The 17,514-nt window shown below is 67.8% G+C and carries 19 protein-coding genes; 14 read left to right on the top strand and 5 right to left on the bottom strand.

Annotated features, from left to right (window positions below):
- The first annotated feature begins 69 nt into the window (after positions 1-69).
- Positions 70-735 carry a DedA family protein gene (locus tag KXD98_RS02570; RefSeq protein WP_260761732.1) on the top strand — a complete coding sequence of 222 codons (666 nt, stop codon included), beginning with the start codon at positions 70-72 and terminating at the stop codon, positions 733-735.
- Here KXD98_RS02570 and KXD98_RS02575 read toward each other — a convergent pair.
- The 3 genes from KXD98_RS02575 to KXD98_RS02585 are packed head-to-tail and all read right to left on the bottom strand — an operon-like array spanning position 665 to position 3,628.
- Positions 665-985 (bottom strand): hypothetical protein, encoded by a 321-nt coding sequence (locus KXD98_RS02575; protein WP_260761733.1) that lies wholly within the window; start codon positions 983-985, stop codon positions 665-667. The two genes, KXD98_RS02570 and KXD98_RS02575, sit on opposite strands and share 71 nt — an antisense overlap.
- Positions 985-1,617, bottom strand: a complete 633-nt coding sequence (locus KXD98_RS02580; protein WP_260761734.1) for an LpqN/LpqT family lipoprotein — start codon at positions 1,615-1,617, stop codon at positions 985-987. The genes KXD98_RS02575 and KXD98_RS02580 overlap by 1 nt, the downstream gene beginning before the upstream one ends.
- Before the next feature lies 1 nt (position 1,618).
- The gene (locus tag KXD98_RS02585) at positions 1,619-3,628 is read right to left on the bottom strand and encodes a prolyl oligopeptidase family protein (protein WP_260761735.1); all 2,010 of its coding nucleotides are present in this window, start codon (positions 3,626-3,628) and stop codon (positions 1,619-1,621) included.
- 95 nt (positions 3,629-3,723) lie between these two features.
- Here KXD98_RS02585 and KXD98_RS02590 point away from each other — a divergent pair, with 95 nt between their 5' ends.
- From KXD98_RS02590 to KXD98_RS02635, 10 genes are all read left to right on the top strand, one after another.
- Positions 3,724-4,002: a putative holin gene (locus KXD98_RS02590; RefSeq protein ID WP_260761736.1), complete on the top strand. Its 279-nt coding sequence runs from the start codon at positions 3,724-3,726 to the stop codon at positions 4,000-4,002.
- Positions 3,995-4,459 (top strand): hypothetical protein, encoded by a 465-nt coding sequence (locus KXD98_RS02595; protein ID WP_260761737.1) that lies wholly within the window; start codon positions 3,995-3,997, stop codon positions 4,457-4,459. Before KXD98_RS02590 ends, KXD98_RS02595 begins: the two co-directional genes overlap by 8 nt.
- Positions 4,460-4,513: 54 nt before the next feature.
- The gene (locus tag KXD98_RS02600) at positions 4,514-6,088 is read left to right on the top strand and encodes an ABC transporter substrate-binding protein (RefSeq protein ID WP_260761738.1); all 1,575 of its coding nucleotides are present in this window, start codon (positions 4,514-4,516) and stop codon (positions 6,086-6,088) included.
- Entirely contained in the window at positions 6,076-7,110 is a 1,035-nt protein-coding gene (locus KXD98_RS02605; protein ID WP_260761739.1) for an ABC transporter permease, read from the top strand. The genes KXD98_RS02600 and KXD98_RS02605 overlap by 13 nt, the downstream gene beginning before the upstream one ends.
- Positions 7,107-7,937 carry an ABC transporter permease gene (locus KXD98_RS02610; protein WP_260761740.1) on the top strand — a complete coding sequence of 277 codons (831 nt, stop codon included), beginning with the start codon at positions 7,107-7,109 and terminating at the stop codon, positions 7,935-7,937. The genes KXD98_RS02605 and KXD98_RS02610 overlap by 4 nt, the downstream gene beginning before the upstream one ends.
- Positions 7,934-8,701 carry an ATP-binding cassette domain-containing protein gene (locus KXD98_RS02615; protein WP_260761741.1) on the top strand — a complete coding sequence of 256 codons (768 nt, stop codon included), beginning with the start codon at positions 7,934-7,936 and terminating at the stop codon, positions 8,699-8,701. Before KXD98_RS02610 ends, KXD98_RS02615 begins: the two co-directional genes overlap by 4 nt.
- Entirely contained in the window at positions 8,698-9,333 is a 636-nt protein-coding gene (locus KXD98_RS02620) for an ABC transporter ATP-binding protein (RefSeq protein WP_260761742.1), read from the top strand. Before KXD98_RS02615 ends, KXD98_RS02620 begins: the two co-directional genes overlap by 4 nt.
- Positions 9,330-10,724: a dihydrolipoyl dehydrogenase gene (gene lpdA, locus KXD98_RS02625; RefSeq protein WP_260761743.1), complete on the top strand. Its 1,395-nt coding sequence runs from the start codon at positions 9,330-9,332 to the stop codon at positions 10,722-10,724. The genes KXD98_RS02620 and lpdA overlap by 4 nt, the downstream gene beginning before the upstream one ends.
- Positions 10,725-11,006 carry a hypothetical protein gene (locus tag KXD98_RS02630; RefSeq protein ID WP_260761744.1) on the top strand — a complete coding sequence of 94 codons (282 nt, stop codon included), beginning with the start codon at positions 10,725-10,727 and terminating at the stop codon, positions 11,004-11,006.
- Between the two features lie 76 nt (positions 11,007-11,082).
- Positions 11,083-12,201: a diguanylate cyclase gene (locus KXD98_RS02635; protein WP_260761745.1), complete on the top strand. Its 1,119-nt coding sequence runs from the start codon at positions 11,083-11,085 to the stop codon at positions 12,199-12,201.
- Here KXD98_RS02635 and KXD98_RS02640 read toward each other — a convergent pair.
- Positions 12,164-12,706 carry a carboxymuconolactone decarboxylase family protein gene (locus tag KXD98_RS02640; protein ID WP_260761746.1) on the bottom strand — a complete coding sequence of 181 codons (543 nt, stop codon included), beginning with the start codon at positions 12,704-12,706 and terminating at the stop codon, positions 12,164-12,166. The genes KXD98_RS02635 and KXD98_RS02640 overlap by 38 nt on opposite strands.
- Entirely contained in the window at positions 12,703-14,130 is a 1,428-nt protein-coding gene (ramB, locus tag KXD98_RS02645; RefSeq protein ID WP_260761747.1) for an acetate metabolism transcriptional regulator RamB, read from the bottom strand. Before ramB ends, KXD98_RS02640 begins: the two co-directional genes overlap by 4 nt.
- Before the next feature lie 99 nt (positions 14,131-14,229).
- On the opposite strand from ramB, the gene KXD98_RS02650 reads away from it, so the two are divergent.
- The 3 genes from KXD98_RS02650 to KXD98_RS02660 all read left to right on the top strand — a co-directional run bounded on the left by KXD98_RS02650 (position 14,230) and on the right by KXD98_RS02660 (position 17,488).
- Entirely contained in the window at positions 14,230-15,003 is a 774-nt protein-coding gene (locus KXD98_RS02650; protein ID WP_260764941.1) for an acyl-[acyl-carrier-protein] thioesterase, read from the top strand.
- A gap of 265 nt (positions 15,004-15,268) precedes the next feature.
- Positions 15,269-16,555: an isocitrate lyase gene (gene aceA, locus KXD98_RS02655; RefSeq protein WP_260761748.1), complete on the top strand. Its 1,287-nt coding sequence runs from the start codon at positions 15,269-15,271 to the stop codon at positions 16,553-16,555.
- A 57-nt stretch (positions 16,556-16,612) separates the two neighbouring features.
- Complete coding sequence (locus KXD98_RS02660; RefSeq protein WP_260761749.1) at positions 16,613-17,488, top strand: 3-hydroxybutyryl-CoA dehydrogenase; 876 nt, start codon at positions 16,613-16,615, stop codon at positions 17,486-17,488.
- Positions 17,489-17,514 lie beyond the last annotated feature (26 nt).

A 17,514-nucleotide genomic window follows, 5' to 3' on the forward strand; every position in this document is an offset into this window, starting at 1 on the left:
AGAGGCCGGCCGTTGTCAGTAGACAGAATCGCCGAACTCGATGGTCTGGCCGGTTGGACCGTAAGTCTGATGGACGGTATCGGAGGTGCGGGCGCCGGACTGGCGATCTTCCTGGAGAACCTGTTCCCGCCGCTGCCCAGTGAGGTCATCCTGCCGTTGGCCGGGTTCGCCGGACGGCTCGGCGCCTTCTCCGTGGCCGAGGCGATCATCTGGACCACGCTGGGTTCGGTGCTCGGCGCCTGGGTCCTCTACCTGCTGGGCGCGCGGCTGGGCCATCACCGCATGCGCTGGTTGGCCACCAAGATCCCGCTGGTGGACACCGAGGACATCGACAAGGCCACGGCGTGGTTCGCCCGCCACGGCACCAAAGCGGTGCTCTTCGGCAGAATGCTGCCGCTGTTTCGCAGCTTCATCTCGGTACCGGCGGGCACCGAGCGGATGAACTTCCTCGTATTCACCGGGCTGACCGCCCTCGGGAGCCTGACGTGGAACAGTGTTTTCATCGGGCTGGGCTACGGACTGGGCGCCAACTGGCATCACGTCGAGCCGTATGCGGCGGTCGTGCAGTACGTCGTCATGGTTGTCGTTGCCGTGCTGGTCGTCCGATTCGTGCTCTCGCGAATCCGCCGCCGGCGACTGCGTTCCAGCGCCGGCGGCGTGGAGTCTAGGACCGCAGTGGCGGATCAGGCTGGCGGTGCGCAGGCTGCGCCGCGTGAATTCGGCCGCCGATCTTGAGGTTCGGGGTGCGGAAGTAGGCCCACCCGGTCATCAGGATCGCCGCGGCGGCCAGGAACGCCACTGCGCTTTGCACGTCTGGCAGTCCGCCGGCGAACAGCAGCGCCCCGCCGATCACGGTGCCCGACCAGTACAGACGTCGCTTGACCGCGCGCGCCGGCAGCCGCGCGGTGTCTCGGCCGGGCGCCACGATGGCTCCCGCGAGCGCTGCCGCGCCGGCGATCAACAGCAGGTCGGATGTCTGGTCCATCAGGGCAGCAGCAGCTGGAATCCGTCGACGATCTGCTGGGCGTCGCGCTGATAGGTGGGGTTCGCCCCGTCGGAGGTCTGAATGGTCACCGTCGCCAGGTAGGTGGCGTTACCGCGCTGGGCCACCACCGCGTGCATGATGATCGGCCGGCGCGGCGCCGGGCCCATCGGTGGAGCCATGTATGTCGTTGTCTCCGAGGGGAATCCGCATGTGGTGTTGTCCTCGGTCTGCAGATCGGTGGCATTCATGATGCGCACCAGGTTCGCCCGGTTCTCCTCGAACACCTCGGTGGCATCGGCCACCCCCCGGGCGCGTTCCAGGGTGACGACCGCGTTGGGTGCAAAACCGTTGGCGATCAACTGTTCGGCGACGATCGCATACCGGATCACCTGGCTGTCCATCATGGCGTTGCGCTGCCAGCCGGCCGGGACCGGGATGCGCAGTTGGGGTTCACGGGGACTCATGGCCGGCACGTCGGCCAGCGGCGCGTCGACGGTCGCGCACGCGGCCTGGCCGCCGGCCTGCTGACCCGCGGCCAGCACCGGCGTCCCGGTGATCTCACGGGCGCACCCCGTCAGCGCCAACGCGGTGGCGCAGGCGAGGATCACCAGTGATCGGATGGTGGTCGGCATGTCAACTCCCGTCGAGGGTGCGGAGGAGGAACTCGTAGATGAGCGCGGCGCGGAACGCGGTCTGGGGGTTGTCGGCTGCGCCGGCGTGTCCGCCTTCAATGTTCTCGTAATAGCGGACCGGGTGTCCGGCGGCCTCAAGTGCTGCGGTCATCTTGCGCGCATGGCCGGGATGGACCCGGTCATCTCGGGTGGAGGTGGTTATCAGCACCGGTGGGTAGCGGTGATCGGACGAGATATTCTGGTAGGGCGAGTATTTCGAGATGAAGGCCCAGTCGTCCGGGTCGTCCGGGTTCCCGTACTCGGCAACCCAGGACGCGCCGGCAAGCAGTAGATGGAAGCGTCGCATGTCCAGCAGCGGCACGCTGCACACCAACGCGCCGAACAACTCCGGGTACTGGGTGAGCATGATGCCCATGAGCAACCCGCCGTTGCTTCCGCCCTGGGCGCCGAGCTGCTCGACGGTGGTGATCCCGCGGGCCACCAAGTCTTTGGCGACTGCGGCGAAATCCTCGGCGACCAGATGTCGCCCCTCGCGCATCGCCTGGGTGTGCCAGGTGGGTCCGTACTCACCGCCGCCCCGGATGTTGGCCAGCACGTAGGTGCCGCCGCGGGCCAGCCACAGCCGGCCCAGCACTCCGTCGTAGGACGGTGTGCGCGCAACCTCGAAACCGCCGTATCCGCCCAGCAGGGTGGGCGCAGGGCCCTGGGTGTGTCGATGGCCGACGACGAAATAGGGGACCGCGGTTCCGTCGTCGGAGGTGGCGAAATGCTGGGTGACGGTCAGGTCGGCGGCGTCGAAGAACGATGGTGCCCGCTTGATCTCGCGCAGCGTCGCGCCGGCAGCGCCGTACAGCAGCCGCGACGGGGTGTCGAAACCCGAGGAGTCCAAGAAGATCTCGTCGCCCTGGTCGTCGGCGGCGACGATCACGGTGTTGGTGTTCTCCGGCAGCCCGCGCACGGGCTCGCGGTTCCAGGAGCCCGGTGTGTAGATCTCGACGCGGCTGGCCACGTCGGCGAGTGTGACGACCACCAATCGGTCGCGCGTCCACGCGTAGTGGTACAGGCAGGTGTGCGCATCCGGTTCGAACACCGTCGTCAACTCGGCGGTGCCGGCCAGGAACTCGTCGTAAGGCGCAGCCAGCAGCGAGCCGGCCCGGTACCGGGCCCGATCGTGCTGCCAGTCGGTACGCAATTCGATGAGCAGCCAGTCGCGGTGCAGCGAGATGCTGGCGTCGGTAGGCGTGTCGATCCGGATGAGCTCTCCGTCGCGCAGCTCGTAGACCTCCTCGTTGAAGAAATCCAGCGCACGGGCGATCAGGGTGCGTTCGAAACCCGCGGTCCGGTCGACTGAGGCCGCGACCACGACATCGGTGGACGCGCCGCCGAACACCAGCTCCGCCTCGGCCAGTGGCCGGCCTCGCCGCCAGCGCCGCACTTCGCGGGGATATCCGGACTCGGTCAGCGAGCCTTCCCCGAGATCGGTGCCCACCAACAGCGTGTCCAGGTCCTCCCAGGCCACCTGCGACTTGGCTTCCGCCAGCTCAAACCCGTCGGTAACGAATTGCCTTGTCGTCATGTCGAATTCACGGACCACGGCGGCGTCGGAGCCGCCCCGAGACAGGCTGACCAGCGCGCGCGAGAAGTCCGGCTCGATGACCTGTGCCCCGGCCCACACCCAGTTCGTGTCATCGGAGAGAGCCAGTGCGTCGACGTCGATGAGGATGTCCCAGGCCGGCTGCTCACGCAGGTAGCTCTCCAGTGTGGTGCGTCGCCACACGCCCTTGGGATTGTTGGAGTCGCGCCAGAAGTTGTAGAGGTGGCCACCGCGGCGACGCACGTACGGGATGCGGGTGTCGGTGTCGAGCACCTCCAGCGCCTCTGCGCGCATCTGCTCGAAGCGCTGGCCGGACAACTCGGTGAGGGTGGGTTCGTTGTGGGCGCGCACCCAGGCCAGCGCGTCGTCTCCGGTGACGTCTTCAAGCCACAGATGCGGGTCTTCGGTGTCGGCCATCTCCCCATTCTGCGCACCATCGCCGACGGCCGGGCAACCGGAGTCCGCGGCGCGCCGCCGCACGTGGTGGGGGGTGCGGCGTTATCGTCAGAAACGTGATTCCGCTGCCGAGAGCCTCGGCGCTGGCCGGGGTGATGATCGTCGGAGTGGCGATCGGCATGATCGCCGCGATCGCCGCCGCGGTCGAGATCACCGCGACGGTCCGCCCGGACATCGTGATCGCGCTGGTGGTCGGGGTCCCCGGGGCGATCGGGTTGACCATGATTCTGGCCGCGCGCCGCCGCTGGGTCACCGCTGTCGGCGCGATGATCCTCGCGATCGGGCCGGGCTGCCTCGGTGCGCTGACCGCTGTTCAGGTGGCCACCGGTGTCTGACACCGACCGAGACAGCGCCCCAGGCGAGCACACCGAGGCGTTCACCCCGGAGTTCACCGGGGCACTCGCGGCGGCCTCCGTGCTGGAGCAGCCGGCAACCCCCGCTGTCGGGATGCTGCCCCCGCACCCGGCCCAACCAGTGGTGCTCCCTGGTGTGGCGCAGTATCTGAGCCGTTGGCGATTCGTCCTGGTGGTGTTCGCTGTGTGGATCGTCGCCGCGGCGGCAGGGGCCGGGCTGTACTACTGGTGGTTCCATTCGCTGGACAAGACGATGCCGGTGTTCGTGGTGCTGGTCTACCTGGTGGCCGCCACGGTGGGAAGTCTGCTCACCGCACTGGTGCAGAACCGGCCCGCAGCCGCAGCGCTGGCCATCGGACTGATGTCGGCGCCACTGGCGGCGGTGTCCGGAGCCGCGCTGCTCTACGGTGGCTACGTGTTCGGGTGGATCAGCCGCTGAGTTTTTCGACGGTCTGGTTGGCCGCCGGGGCCATTCATATGTTCAGATAAACAGATGAATCGCCGCGCAGCGCTCGCCTGCGCCCTGACTGTTGCGGTCCTCGCAGCCTGCGCCGGGCAGCCCGGCCGGGACAGCACCGACCAGATTGTGCTCGCCGAGGGTTACGAACTCGGCGCGTACAACCCGGTGAACGGGTATTCCGAGTCCGGCGTTTCGCCGATCTACGACGGGCTGTACCGGCCGAGCGCGACCACCGACACCGTGGTGCCCGAACTGAGGCCGGCGCTGGCCGAACAGGATCCCGAACCGATCGGTCCGAATCGCTGGCGCATTCCGTTGCGCACCGGCGTGGTGTTTTCCGACGGCAGCGCCTTCGACTCGGCCGACGTGGTCGCCACCTACACCGCCGTCGCCGACCCGCAGGTGGCCTCGGAGATCTCCACCTCGGTGGCGCCCATCGTGTCGATCGCCGCCGACGGTGCCGATGCGGTCACCGTGGAGTTGAACACCGCCGCCGACCCCCGGCCCCATCTGCTGCTCGGCATCCTGCCCTCGGAGCAGGTGCAGGCCGCCCCGGCCGCCGACTGGGCGGTCAACACCGCGCCGGTGGGTACCGGCCCCTACCGGCTGGAGAGCCTGCGGCCCGACCAGGCGGTGCTCGTCGCGCGCGACGACTATTGGGGTGACCCACCGCAGGTCAGGCGCCTGGTCTACACCTACGCCCCGGACGACAACGCGCGCGCCCAGAGCATGGCCTCCGGCGCGGTCGACGGAACGAATCTGCCGCCCCGACTGCTCGATTCGGTCGGCGGCGACGACGTCGAGACCGTCGGCGTGCAATCCGCGGACTGGCGCGCGGTGGCGCTGCCGGCCGGCAATCTGTTCACCGCGGATGTCCGCGCCCGCCTGGCGATGAACCTCGGCGTCGACCGCGCGGCGATGGTGCGCGACGTCCTGCTCGGATACGGTCGCGAAGCCAGCACCCCGGTTGCCGAGGCCTACGGCGCGGCTCACAACCCCGACGCCCGGTTCGCCTTCGACATCGAGGGTGCCGATGCCATCCTCGACGACGCCGGGTGGCGGGTGGGCGCCAATCAGATCCGCGAACGAGACGGTGTCCCCGCGTCGTTCGAACTGCTCTACAACGCCCAGGACACGTTGCGACGAGATCTGGCCGTGGCCTTCGCCGCGGCCATGCGACCGCTGGGCATCGACGTGCGGCCGCGCGGCACCAGCTGGGACGAGATCGACACCCGGTTCGGGGATTCGGCGGTGGTGCTCGGCGGCGGCTCGCGGCCCTACAGCATCGATTCCCAGGTCTACGACACACTGCACACCCGCGTCGCGGACTCCTCGCCGTACTCGAACCCGGGCAACTTCACCGCGCCCGGTCTCGACGAGATGCTCGAGGCTGCCGCCCAGGCGGCCACCGGTCCCGACAAGGACCGTCTCTACCGCGACATCCAGGCCACCTACGCCGAGCAGCCGTCGTATGTATTCCTGGCATTCCTCGACCACACCTACGCCTACCGCGACCGGGGCTGGACGCAGACGGCGCCGATCATGGAGCCCCACTCGCACGGAGTGTCCTGGGGACCGTGGTGGGACATCGCCCGATGGACACGCTGACCCCGGCGACCGTCGCCGAGCACGCCCCGGCGGGACGGCAGGTCCGGCCGCTGCGGGCGGCCGCGCGGCTGCTGGCCGTGCGCACCGCCATCGCGGTTCCGTTGACCGCGGCCATCTCGGCAGCGATCTTCGCTGTCGCGTCGCTGTCCCCGTTCGATCCATTGGCCGCGTATCTGGGCGGCAACTATCAGTTCGCCACCCCGTCCCAGCGCGACGCCATGCGCGCGGCCTACAACACCGATCAGTCCTGGTACGGGGCGTGGTGGCAGTGGCTGGGTGGACTGGCCCGCGGTGACCTGGGGTGGTCGTCGACCCAGTCCCAGCCGGTGGCCACGGTGCTGGCCGAACGGCTGCCGTTCACGTTGGCCTTGTCCGGGGCCGCGCTGCTGACCGCCACCGTGCTGGCCATCGTGCTGGGGTGCCTGGCCGGTATGCGCCGCGGTGGCCTGATCGACCGGCTGCTCACCGGGCTCTCGGTGACCTTCGCCGCGGTGCCGCCGTTCGTGGTGTCGCTGGCCTTGGTGGTCGTGGTGGCCGTGGGCCTGCGCTGGTTGCCCGCGTCGGGGGCTGCCGCGCCAGGCGCGGACTACACGGTGTCAGGCGTGCTGCGCTACGGCATCCTGCCCTGGATCGCGCTGACGGTCTCGATGATCCCGTGGCTGTTGTTGACCACCCGCGCGGCGGTGGTGGAAAGCGTCGACTCCGATGCGGTGCGCGGAGCCCGGTCTCGCGGTGTCCACGGCTGGGCACTGCTGCGCGGCCACATCGCGCCGGTCTCGGTGCTGCCCACCCTGGCGCTGCTGGGCACCCGGTTGCCCGAGCTGATCGCCGGCGCGGCCATCGTCGAGACCGTGTTCGGTTGGCCGGGCATGGCTGCGGTGTTGGTGGATTCCGCTGCCGCACTGGACTTCCCGCTACTGGCCGCGCTGACGGTTGCGGCTGCGGTGGCGGTGCTGGCCGGTTCGGCGCTCTCCGATGCTGCCGCGGTCGCCCTCGATCCGCGCATCCGGATGGCCGCATGAGCGTTCCGGTATTGCAGCGCCTGCGGCCCGGTCTGAGGTGGCCGTGGATCGTTCTGGGCATCATCGCCGTCACCGCGGTGGGTATCCCGCTGTTCGCCGGTGAGCAGATCGCCGATTTCTCGGCCGCCCTTCGGCCACCGAGCGCCGAACACCTTGCCGGAACCGATCATTCGGGCTATGACCTGCTCACCCGCACCGCCGAGGGGCTGCAGATGTCGCTGTTGATCGCGGTGATCTGCGCAATCGCCGCCACCGTGCTGGGTGCGGCCGTCGGTGTCCTTGCGGCGCTGGCCGGCGGATGGCTCGACGCGGTGGTGATGCGGCTGGTCGACGGCGTCAACGCCTTGCCCCATCTGGTGCTCGGCATCGTGATCGCCGCGATGTGGCGCGGTGCGCCGCTGGCGATCATCGCCTCGATCGCGTTGACGCACTGGCCGGCGGTGGCCCGGGTGGTGCGCGCCGAACTGTTGGCGGTCGCCGAGGCCGGATGGGTGGAGACCGCGCGACTGGCCGGTGGCTCCCGATGGTTCGTCGCGCGGCGGCACCTGGCTCCGGCGGTGACGGCGCAGGCGCTGGTGGCGATGGTGGTGCTGCTTCCGCACGCGGTGTGGCACGAATCGACACTGTCGTTTCTCGGCGTCGGCCTCTCACCGGACCGCGCCAGCCTCGGCACCTTGCTCAGTGAGGCCCGCGGCGCCGTCCTCACCGGCGCGTGGTGGACGTTGGCGGTCCCCGCAGCGGCACTCATCGCCACCGCCCTGGCCTTCGCGATGGCCGGCGCATCATTGCGCAGCCGGCACCGCCCCCCGTCGGGACAGGTGTGGTGACCCCCGCCGCGCGGCTGACCGGCCTGACCGTCGACATCGACCTGCGGCGGGGCCGGCGCTCGGCTGCGGTGTCCGTCCTCGACGCGGTCGACCTGGTGGTCACCGCAGGCCGGGTGACCGCGCTGGTCGGTGAGTCCGGTTGCGGGAAGTCGCTTGTCGCCGCCGCGCTGTCCGGACTGATGCCGCCGGGCTCCCGGGTGCGGGGGCAGGTGCACATCGGTGCGCGTGAGCTACGGCCGGACGACGAACGCGCCTGGCGGACGCTGCGCGGGCGGCACATCGGCGTGGTTCCGCAGTCTGCTGCGACCTCACTCACGCCGGTGCGCACCGTCGGCTCCCAATTGGCCGAGGTCTGCGCGCGCCTCGGCGCCGACCGCTCGCCGGAGCAGCTGTGTGCGGCCGTCGCGCTGCCGGACTCCGTCTCAGACCGCTACCCGCACGAACTCTCCGGCGGGATGGCGCAGCGTGTCGCGATCGCCGCAGCGTTGGCCGGGCGTCCTGGTCTGTTGATCGCCGACGAGCCGACCTCGGCGCTGGACCCCGACAATGCCGCGCTGGTGTGGCGGTTACTCGGTGATGCGGCCGCTGCCGGGGCCGCGGTGCTGGTGATCACCCACGACATGCCGTCGTTGCTGCGCGCCGAGGTCTGCGACGAGGTCGCGGTGATGGCCCGCGGCACCGTGCTCTCCCAGGATCCGCTGGGCGAGGTGCTGACCAGAGCCGACCCGTACCAGCGGGCGCTGCTCGGGACCGTGCCGGTATGACCGGGATCCGCGCCACCGGCATCGTCGTCACCCTGGCAGGCAGGTCGGTGCTGGACCGGGTCGACGTGGCCGCGCCGGCCGGCGCCGTCACCGGTGTCACCGGGGTATCCGGCAGCGGGAAGACCACGCTGCTGCGGGTGCTGGCGGGGCTGCTCACACCTGACGCCGGCGAAGTCCACTACGACGGCGACCCCCGGCCGGTCCCGGGGTCGGTGGCGCTGTTGGCTCAGCATCCCCGGCTGGTCTGCAATCCCCGCTGGACGTTGGCGCAGATCATCGCCGAACCGGCCACGATCCGGGGCGAGCCGTCCGGCTCTGGCAGCATCGATGAGGTTGCCGTGCGGGTCGGGCTGGAACCGGCGCTGCTGGACCGTTACCCGGGACAGGTCAGCGACGGTCAGCTGCAGCGGGCCTGCCTGGGCCGTGCGGTGGTTCAGCGGGCGCGCTACGTGCTGTGTGACGAGCCGACCGCGATGCTCGACCCGATCGCCACCGGCTCGGTGGTTTCCGTGCTCGGCGAGTTCGCCGCAGCCGGGGCCGCGGTGGTTCTGGTCAGCCATGACCCCGGATTGGTCCAGGCGCTCGCCGATGACGCGCTGGCCTTGCCGCGACCACTAGGGTTGGGGACGTGACTCACTATGACGTCGTCGTTCTCGGAGCCGGCCCCGGCGGATACGTCGCAGCCATCCGCGCCGCCCAACTCGGGCTCAACACCGCCATCATCGAACCCAAGTACTGGGGCGGGGTGTGTCTGAACGTCGGGTGCATCCCGTCGAAAGCCTTGCTGCGCAACGCCGAACTGGCCCATATCTTCACCAAACAGGCCAAGACGTTCGGCATCAGCGGGGAGGCTGAATTCGACTACGGGGCAGCCTTCGACCGTAGTCGCAAGGTCGCCGACGGCCGCGTCGCCGGCGTGCACTTCCTGATGAAGAAGAACAAGATCACCGAGATCCACGGCTACGGGAAGTTCACCGGCGCCAACAGCATCGAGGTGGATCTCAACGAGGGAGAGACTCAGACGGTCGAGTTCGACCACGCGATCATCGCGACCGGTGCCAGCACCAAACTGGTACCGAACACGTCGCTGTCGGAGAACGTCGTCACCTACGAAGAACAGATCATGGACCGGGAGTTGCCCGGCTCGATCGTCATCGCCGGCGCCGGCGCGATCGGCATGGAGTTCGCCTATGTGATGAAGAACTACGGCGTCGACGTCACGATCGTCGAGTTCCTGCCGCGCGCGCTGCCCAATGAGGACGCCGAGGTCTCCAAGGAGATCGAGAAGCAGTACAAGAAGCTCGGCGTGAAGATCCTGACCGGCACCAAGGTCGAGTCCATCGACGACGACGGGTCGACGGTGACGGTGAAGGTCTCCAAGGACGGCAACAGCGACGAGCTCAAGGCCGACCGGGTGCTGCAGGCCATCGGTTTTGCGCCCAACGTCGAGGGCTTCGGGCTGGACAAGGCGGGGGTCGAGCTCACCGACCGCAAGGCCATCGGTATCGACGACTACATGCGCACCAACGTCAGCCACATCTATGCCATCGGTGACGTCACCGGCAAGCTGCAGCTGGCCCACGTCGCCGAGGCGATGGGCGTGGTCGCTGCCGAGACCATCGCCGGAGCCGAGACCCTGGCCCTGGGGGACTACCGGATGCTGCCGCGCGCCACGTTCTGCCAGCCGCAGGTCGCCAGCTTCGGGCTCACCGAGGATCAGGCTCGCGAAGAGGGATACGACGTTGTCGTCGCGAAGTTCCCGTTCACCGCGAACGGCAAGGCCCACGGCCTGGCCGAACCGACCGGGTTCGTCAAGCTCGTCGCCGACAGGAAACACCTCGAGCTGCTCGGCGGACACCTGATCGGCCCCGACGTGTCGGAGCTGCTGCCCGAGCTGACATTGGCGCAGAAGTGGGACCTGACCGCCCACGAACTGGCCCGCAACGTGCACACCCACCCGACCCTGTCGGAGGCCATGCAGGAATGCTTCCACGGCCTGGTCGGCCACATGATCAACTTCTAGTTGAGGGCGATCTGGGTCGCCGGTCTCGGCGGGTTGCTGGTAGGCCACATCCTGTGGCTGGCCGGGATCTCGGCGGCCATCGCGACGACGAGCGTCTCCACCTGGGTGCTGGTGGTGGCCGCGGTGTCACTGCTGGTCGGTGTGGCCGCCGGCCTGGCCGGCCGCGCTACCTGGCAGCGCCGCCGGAATCCGAACTCGCAGGTGTGGACCGCGTTCTGGTGGACGCTTCCGGTGGCGCCGGTGCTGTTGTCACTGGTGGTTCTGGGCGTCACCTACCTTTAGCTGACGGCACAGAACCCGCCGCCGGGACATCGCCGATTGTGCCTCGCTGACGTGCACGAGCGACGATACTGAGCGGGTGGGCGACGGCGCATTGGGGGGATTGCTGCGCCAATGGTGGCGGCAGCGCGACGACTACGAGTGGCGGATCGAGTTCCTGCGAAGTCGCGGACTGCTGGCCGTCCTGCGCCATGTGATCGCCGGAATCGGCGCGGTAATGGGCCTGCTGGCACTGATCAACGCCGTCCAACCGCCGGGCGCCGACAGCGCACTGTTCCGGGTCGGCTGGGCGGTCGTGGGGGTGGGCTCGCTGGCCTGGGCGCTGCGCTGGGCGCTGCTGGCATGGCCCGGTATGCGGGAGTCCGCGGCGCTGGTGGTCTATGTCGACGTGATCATGACAATGTCGACGTTGCTGTTCGGCGATCCCAACTTGGCCATGTCGGGAATTCCGATCCTGCTCTGCGCCGGCGGCTACGTGGCGTTCTTCCACGGTCCGCGACTGCACCTCGTCCATATCGCATGGTGCATCGCCAGTGTGGTCGGCATCGCGATCTGGCTGGCAGCGGCCACACCAGATCACGGACTCCAGGTGGCGGTGTCGCGGGCCGTGATCGCGCTGCTGGTCACGGTATGCATCCTGCCGGCGCTGCAATTCGGTTTCTGGCTGCTGCAGTCGAGTTCGATGCAGTCACTGATCGACCCGCTGACCGAGCTGACCAACCGTCGAGGGGTGGCTGTCGCGGTGCAAAGGCTCAACGAGGCCGCGCCCGCCGAGGCGGACCTGAGTGCACTGCTGATCGACGTCGACGGCTTCAAGAACGTCAACGACACCCTCGGGCACGCGGTCGGCGACGACGTGCTGATCCGGACGGCGCGCCGGATCCGATCCAGTGTGCGCAGCGACGCCGTCGTCGTGCGCTGGGGCGGCGAGGAATTCCTGGTGCTGGACCGGATCCCGGCGCGGCGGGCTGCCCTCTTCGCCGAGCGGGTCTGTTCGGCGGTGTCCGCGTCGGGGGAGCCTGCGGTCAGCGTGAGCATCGGCGTGGCGACCTGCGCTGCGGCGCAGGCCCGGATCGATCAGGTGATCAAAGCCGCCGACACGGCGATGTACGAGGCCAAGCAGCGCGGCGGAAACTGCGTCGTCGTCGCCGCCGATGAACTCAGTCCGGGAAGTCCAGCGGCACACCCAGCGTGGTGATGGTGGCCGCTAGGCCGTCGTATTGTGCTGCCAGCATGCAGAATTCGATCAATTGCGGGGTGCTCAGATGCTGGGCCAGCCGCTGCCAGGTCTGGCCGGAGACTCCGCGGGTGACGACGAACTCGTCGGTGGCGGTGATCAAAACCCGTTCCCGGTCGGACAGTCCCTCGGCATCCGGGCCGGTGAAGATGCGCACCTGGGTGTCGGCGTCCACGCCCCGGCTGCGCGCCAGTCGCCGATGTTGTTGCAGCTCATACTCACAACCGCGAAGATGACCCACCCGCAGGATCACGATCTCGGCATCGCGGCGGGGTAACTTGCCGGTGTAGAGCAGATAACCCGACAGCGGTAGCCAGGCCCAGAACAGCAGGCGATGCCGCCCCAGTACGTTGAACAGGCTGAACCGGGGGGCGCGGATCTTGCGGGCGCCGAGTTTGGCTGCAGCCCAATTGATCGGGCCGAGTTCTTTGAACCCACCGGGCGGAATGCGTACGGGGTAATTCATGCGGGCCTCACCAGGTAGGGCGACACCGTGGAGCGGTGTTCGTCGATGTCCAGGGCGCGACCGAGGGCCGGAAAGGCCCGCTGCGGGCAGTTGTCGCGTTCGCAGACGCGGCAGCCGGCGCCGATCGGGGTCGCGCGAACGTTGGAGTCACTGTGCAGGTCCAAGCCTTCCGAATAGACCAGCCGGTGGGCGTGCCGCAGTTCGCAGCCGACGCCGATCGCGAACGTCTTGCCCGGTTGACCATAGCGCGCCGCGCGTCGTTCCACCGTGCGCGCCACCCACAGGTAGCTGCGGCCATCGGGCATCTCGGCGATCTGCACCAGGATCTTGCCAGGGTTGGCAAACGTCTCGTAGACGTTCCACAGCGGACAAGTTCCACCGGAAGACGAGAAGTGAAATCCGGTGGCGGATTGCCGTTTTGACATGTTTCCGGCACGGTCGACGCGCACGAAGGAGAACGGGACCCCGCGCATCGAGGGCCGCTGCAGCGTGGACAGTCGATGGCAGATGGTTTCGTAGCTGGCCGAGTAGTACGCCGAGAGCCGTTCGATGTCGTAGCGGAACTGCTCGGCCACCTGGTGGAACTGTGCGTAGGGCAGTACCGTCGCGGCGGCGAAGTAGTTGGCCAACCCCATCCGGGCCAGCCGGCGCGACTCGTCGCTGGTGAACTTGCCCTCGTCGGTGAGCTTTTCGATCAGCTCTCCGTATTCGAGGAAGGCCAGTTCGGAGGCCATCCGGAACACTCGCTGGCCCGGCGCCAGTTGCGCGTTGAGGTGCAGGGTTTTCGACGCGGGGTCGAAGCGGTGCAGCACACTCTCCCCGAGGTCGTGGCGGCGGATGGTGACCCCGTGGACGAACCGCAGCCGGTCGGACAGGTCCCCGGCGAGTTCACCACGCTGGATCCGCATGCCCGAGGTCAGCTCCTCGGCGGCGGTGTCGAGGTCGTGCAGATAGTTCTGCCGTTGGTAGAAGTAATCACGCACTTCCTCGTGGGGCATCGTGATCGCGCCCGAGCCCGAACCGCTTCCGTCGTTGAACCGGCCCTCGGTGGCCGCGGCCAGCCGCGTGGTGGTCAGTTGGTAGCGCCGGTGCAGGTTGACCATCGCGCGGGCCAATGCGGGGTGGGTGCCGACCATGTCGGCGACCTCGGTGGCATCCACCTCGACGTCGAGGTCACGGTCGAGCAGGACCTCACGCAGTTCGGCGATCAGCCGGGTGTCGTCCTGTGAAGCGAAGAACGTCGCATCGACACCGAAAACCTCGGTGATGCGCAGCAAGACCGGAACCGTCAGGGGCCGGACGTCGTGCTCGATCTGGTTGAGGTAGCTCGCCGAGATCTCCAGCATCTGGGCCAGCGCCGCCTGGCTGAAACCACGCTCACCGCGCAGCTGACGCAAGCGCGCACCGACGAACGTCTTGGCCACGTCAACCACAATAGCTGGGCTGCTAACCAATAATTCGCAAAGGTGGGAAGCCTGGCCGGTGTGGCAGTATCAAGTTTCGTGAGCTTGGCCAAGACGCTGATGCCGGTACCTGACCCGCACCCCGACGTTTTCGACATCCAGTGGCCGCTGCGGGTCGCCGACGTCGACCGTGAGGGTCGGCTCAAGTTCGACGCGGCCACTCGCCACATTCAAGACGTCGGTACCGATCAGCTGCGCGAAATGGGGTACGAACAAACCCATCCGCTGTGGATCGTGCGGCGGACCATGATCGACATGATCGAGCCCATCGTGTTCAAGGACATCCTGCGGCTGCGGCGCTGGTGTTCGGGTACGTCGAATCGTTGGTGCGAGATGCGGGTGCGGATCGACGGACGCAAGGGCGGGCTGGTCGAATCCGAGGCGTTCTGGATCAACATCAACCGGGAGACCCAGGGGCCCGCGCGCATCTCCGACGACTTCATCGAAGGTCTGCGTCGCACCACCGACGAGAACCGGCTGCGCTGGAAGCCCTATCTCAAGGGCGGAGCACGCGAAGATGCCGCCGCGGTGCTCAACTTCCCCATGCGGGTCAGCGACATCGACATCTTCGACCACATGAACAACTCGGTCTATTGGAGCGTGGTGGAGGATTTCCTCGCCTCCGAACCCGAGCTGATGCGCGCACCGCTGCGGGTGACGATCGAGCACGACCTCCCGGTGGCTCTCGGTGAGAAACTCGAGATCCTGCGCCACGTCCATCCGCCCGGCTCCACCGACCAGTTCGGCGTCGAGCTGACCGATCGCACTGTTACAACGCTCACATACGCCGTCGGCGACCAGACCAAAGCGGTCGCGGCGATCTTCGCCCTGTGATCTTGAACCGTTAACAGTACGGGCGTACTGACCTGCGGAAATTCGCTACCACTCGGTAACTTCTGAACCGGTTTAGTGATGACGGACTTAGCAAAGTTTGCAAGTTGTCATCGTTAGTTGGCGAAAGTTCGCAGAGGAAAGTTGTGGACCTGCAGTTATGGGTTGGGGCATCCTCGAGTTAACGCACCAGACATCTGGCTGGAGCATTAACAATTTGCGGCGGCCTCCCGGTCGACCGTGATGTGCACAATGAAGGAGTTGCGCAATGTCGACCGTTGGCACGCCGAAGAGCCCGGAACAGATTCAGCACGATTGGGACCACAACCCCCGCTGGAAGGGCGTCACCCGCACCTACACCCCGGCCGACGTCGTCGCGCTGCAGGGTCACGTGGTCGAGGAGCACACCTTGGCCCGTCGCGGCGCCGAGGTGCTCTGGGAGCAGCTCCACGACATGGACTTCGTCAATGCGCTGGGGGCGCTGACCGGCAACATGGCCGTGCAGCAGGTCCGTGCCGGCCTCAAGGCCATCTACCTGTCGGGCTGGCAGGTCGCCGGTGACGCGAACCTGTCCGGTCACACCTACCCCGACCAGAGCCTGTATCCGGCCAACTCGGTGCCGCAGGTGGTGCGCCGGATCAACAACGCGCTGCTGCGTGCCGACGAGATCGCCAAGGTCGAGGGCGACACCTCGGTGGAGAACTGGCTGGCCCCGATCGTGGCCGACGGTGAGGCCGGCTTCGGCGGCGCGTTGAACGTCTACGAGCTGCAGAAGGCGATGATCGCCGCCGGTGTCGCCGGCTCACACTGGGAAGACCAGCTGGCCTCGGAGAAGAAGTGCGGCCACCTCGGTGGCAAGGTGCTGATCCCGACCCAGCAGCACATCCGCACCTTGACCTCGGCCCGGCTGGCCGCTGACGTGGCCGGCGTGCCGACTGTCGTCATCGCCCGCACCGATGCCGAGGCCGCGACGCTGATCACCTCCGATGTCGACGAGCGCGACCGCCCGTTCATCACCGGTGAGCGCACCGCCGAGGGCTTCTACCGGGTCAAGAACGGCCTGGAGCCCTGCATCGCCCGCGCCAAGGCCTACGCGCCGTTCTCCGACCTGATCTGGATGGAGACCGGCACCCCGGATCTCGAGCTGGCGAAGAAGTTCGCCGAGGGCGTCAAGAGCGAGTTCCCGGACCAGATGCTGGCCTACAACTGCTCGCCGTCGTTCAACTGGCGCAAGCACCTCGACGACGCGACGATCGCAAAGTTCCAGAAGGAACTCGGCGCGATGGGCTTCAAGTTCCAGTTCATCACGCTGGCCGGTTTCCACGCGCTCAACTACTCGATGTTCGATCTGGCCTACGGCTACGCCCGCAACCAGATGACCGCCTACGTGGACCTGCAGGAGCGCGAATTCGCCGCTGAGGAGCGCGGTTACACCGCCACCAAGCACCAGCGTGAGGTCGGCGCCGGCTACTTCGACCGGATCGCCACCACTGTGGATCCGACCAGCTCGACCACGGCGCTGTCCGGTTCGACCGAAGAGGGCCAGTTCCACTAGGTCGCTGAGCCGGTAGGTTCTGCCATCAGGCCCCGTCCTTATATTGGGCGGGGCCTGATGCCGTACAGAGGAGAGCTTGTGAGCATTGAACGGGTGGGCGTCGTCGGCGCCGGACAGATGGGCAGCGGGATCGCCGAGGTGTGTGCCAAAGCCGGCGCCGAGGTTGTCGTCTACGAGCCGAGCGACGCACTGGTCAACGCGGGACGCGACCGCATCACCTCGTCGCTGGAGCGCGCCACCAGCAAGGGCAAGCTCTCCGAGGCCGACCGCGATGCCGCGCTGCGCCGCCTGAGGTTGACCACCGAGCTGTCCGATCTCGCCGACCGCCAGCTGGTCATCGAGGCGATCATCGAAGACGAGGCGGTCAAAACCAAGGTCTTCGCCGAGCTCGATGCCGTCGTCACCGATCCCGATGCGGTGTTGGCGTCGAACACGTCCAGCATCCCGATCATGAAAATCGCTGCGGCGACCAAGGATCCGAGCCGCGTGCTGGGTTTGCACTTCTTCAACCCGGTGCCGGTGCTGCCACTGGTCGAGCTGATCCACACCCTCGTCACCTCCGATGCTGCGCTGGCCCGTGTCGAGCAGTTCGCCGGGGAGGTGCTGGGCAAGAAGGTGGTGCGCTGCGGCGACCGTTCCGGCTTCATCGTCAATGCGCTGCTGGTGCCCTACCTGCTGTCGGCCATCCGAATGGCCGAGGCCGGTGTGGCCAGCGTCGAGGACATCGACACCGCGGTGGTGGCGGGACTGTCGCACCCGATGGGTCCGCTGCGACTCTCGGACCTGATCGGCCTGGACACCATGAAGCTGATTGCCGACTCGATGTACGACGAGTACCGCGATCCGCACTACGCACCGCCGCCGCTGCTCCAGCGCATGGTTGAGGCCGGGCAGCTCGGAAAGAAGTCGGGCAAAGGCTTCTATACCTACTGAGCTGGCGCCGAGTGTCCGCTTTCTGA

The organism is Mycobacterium sp. SMC-4 (genome assembly GCF_025263265.1).
Classification (GTDB): Bacteria; Actinomycetota; Actinomycetes; order Mycobacteriales; family Mycobacteriaceae; genus Mycobacterium.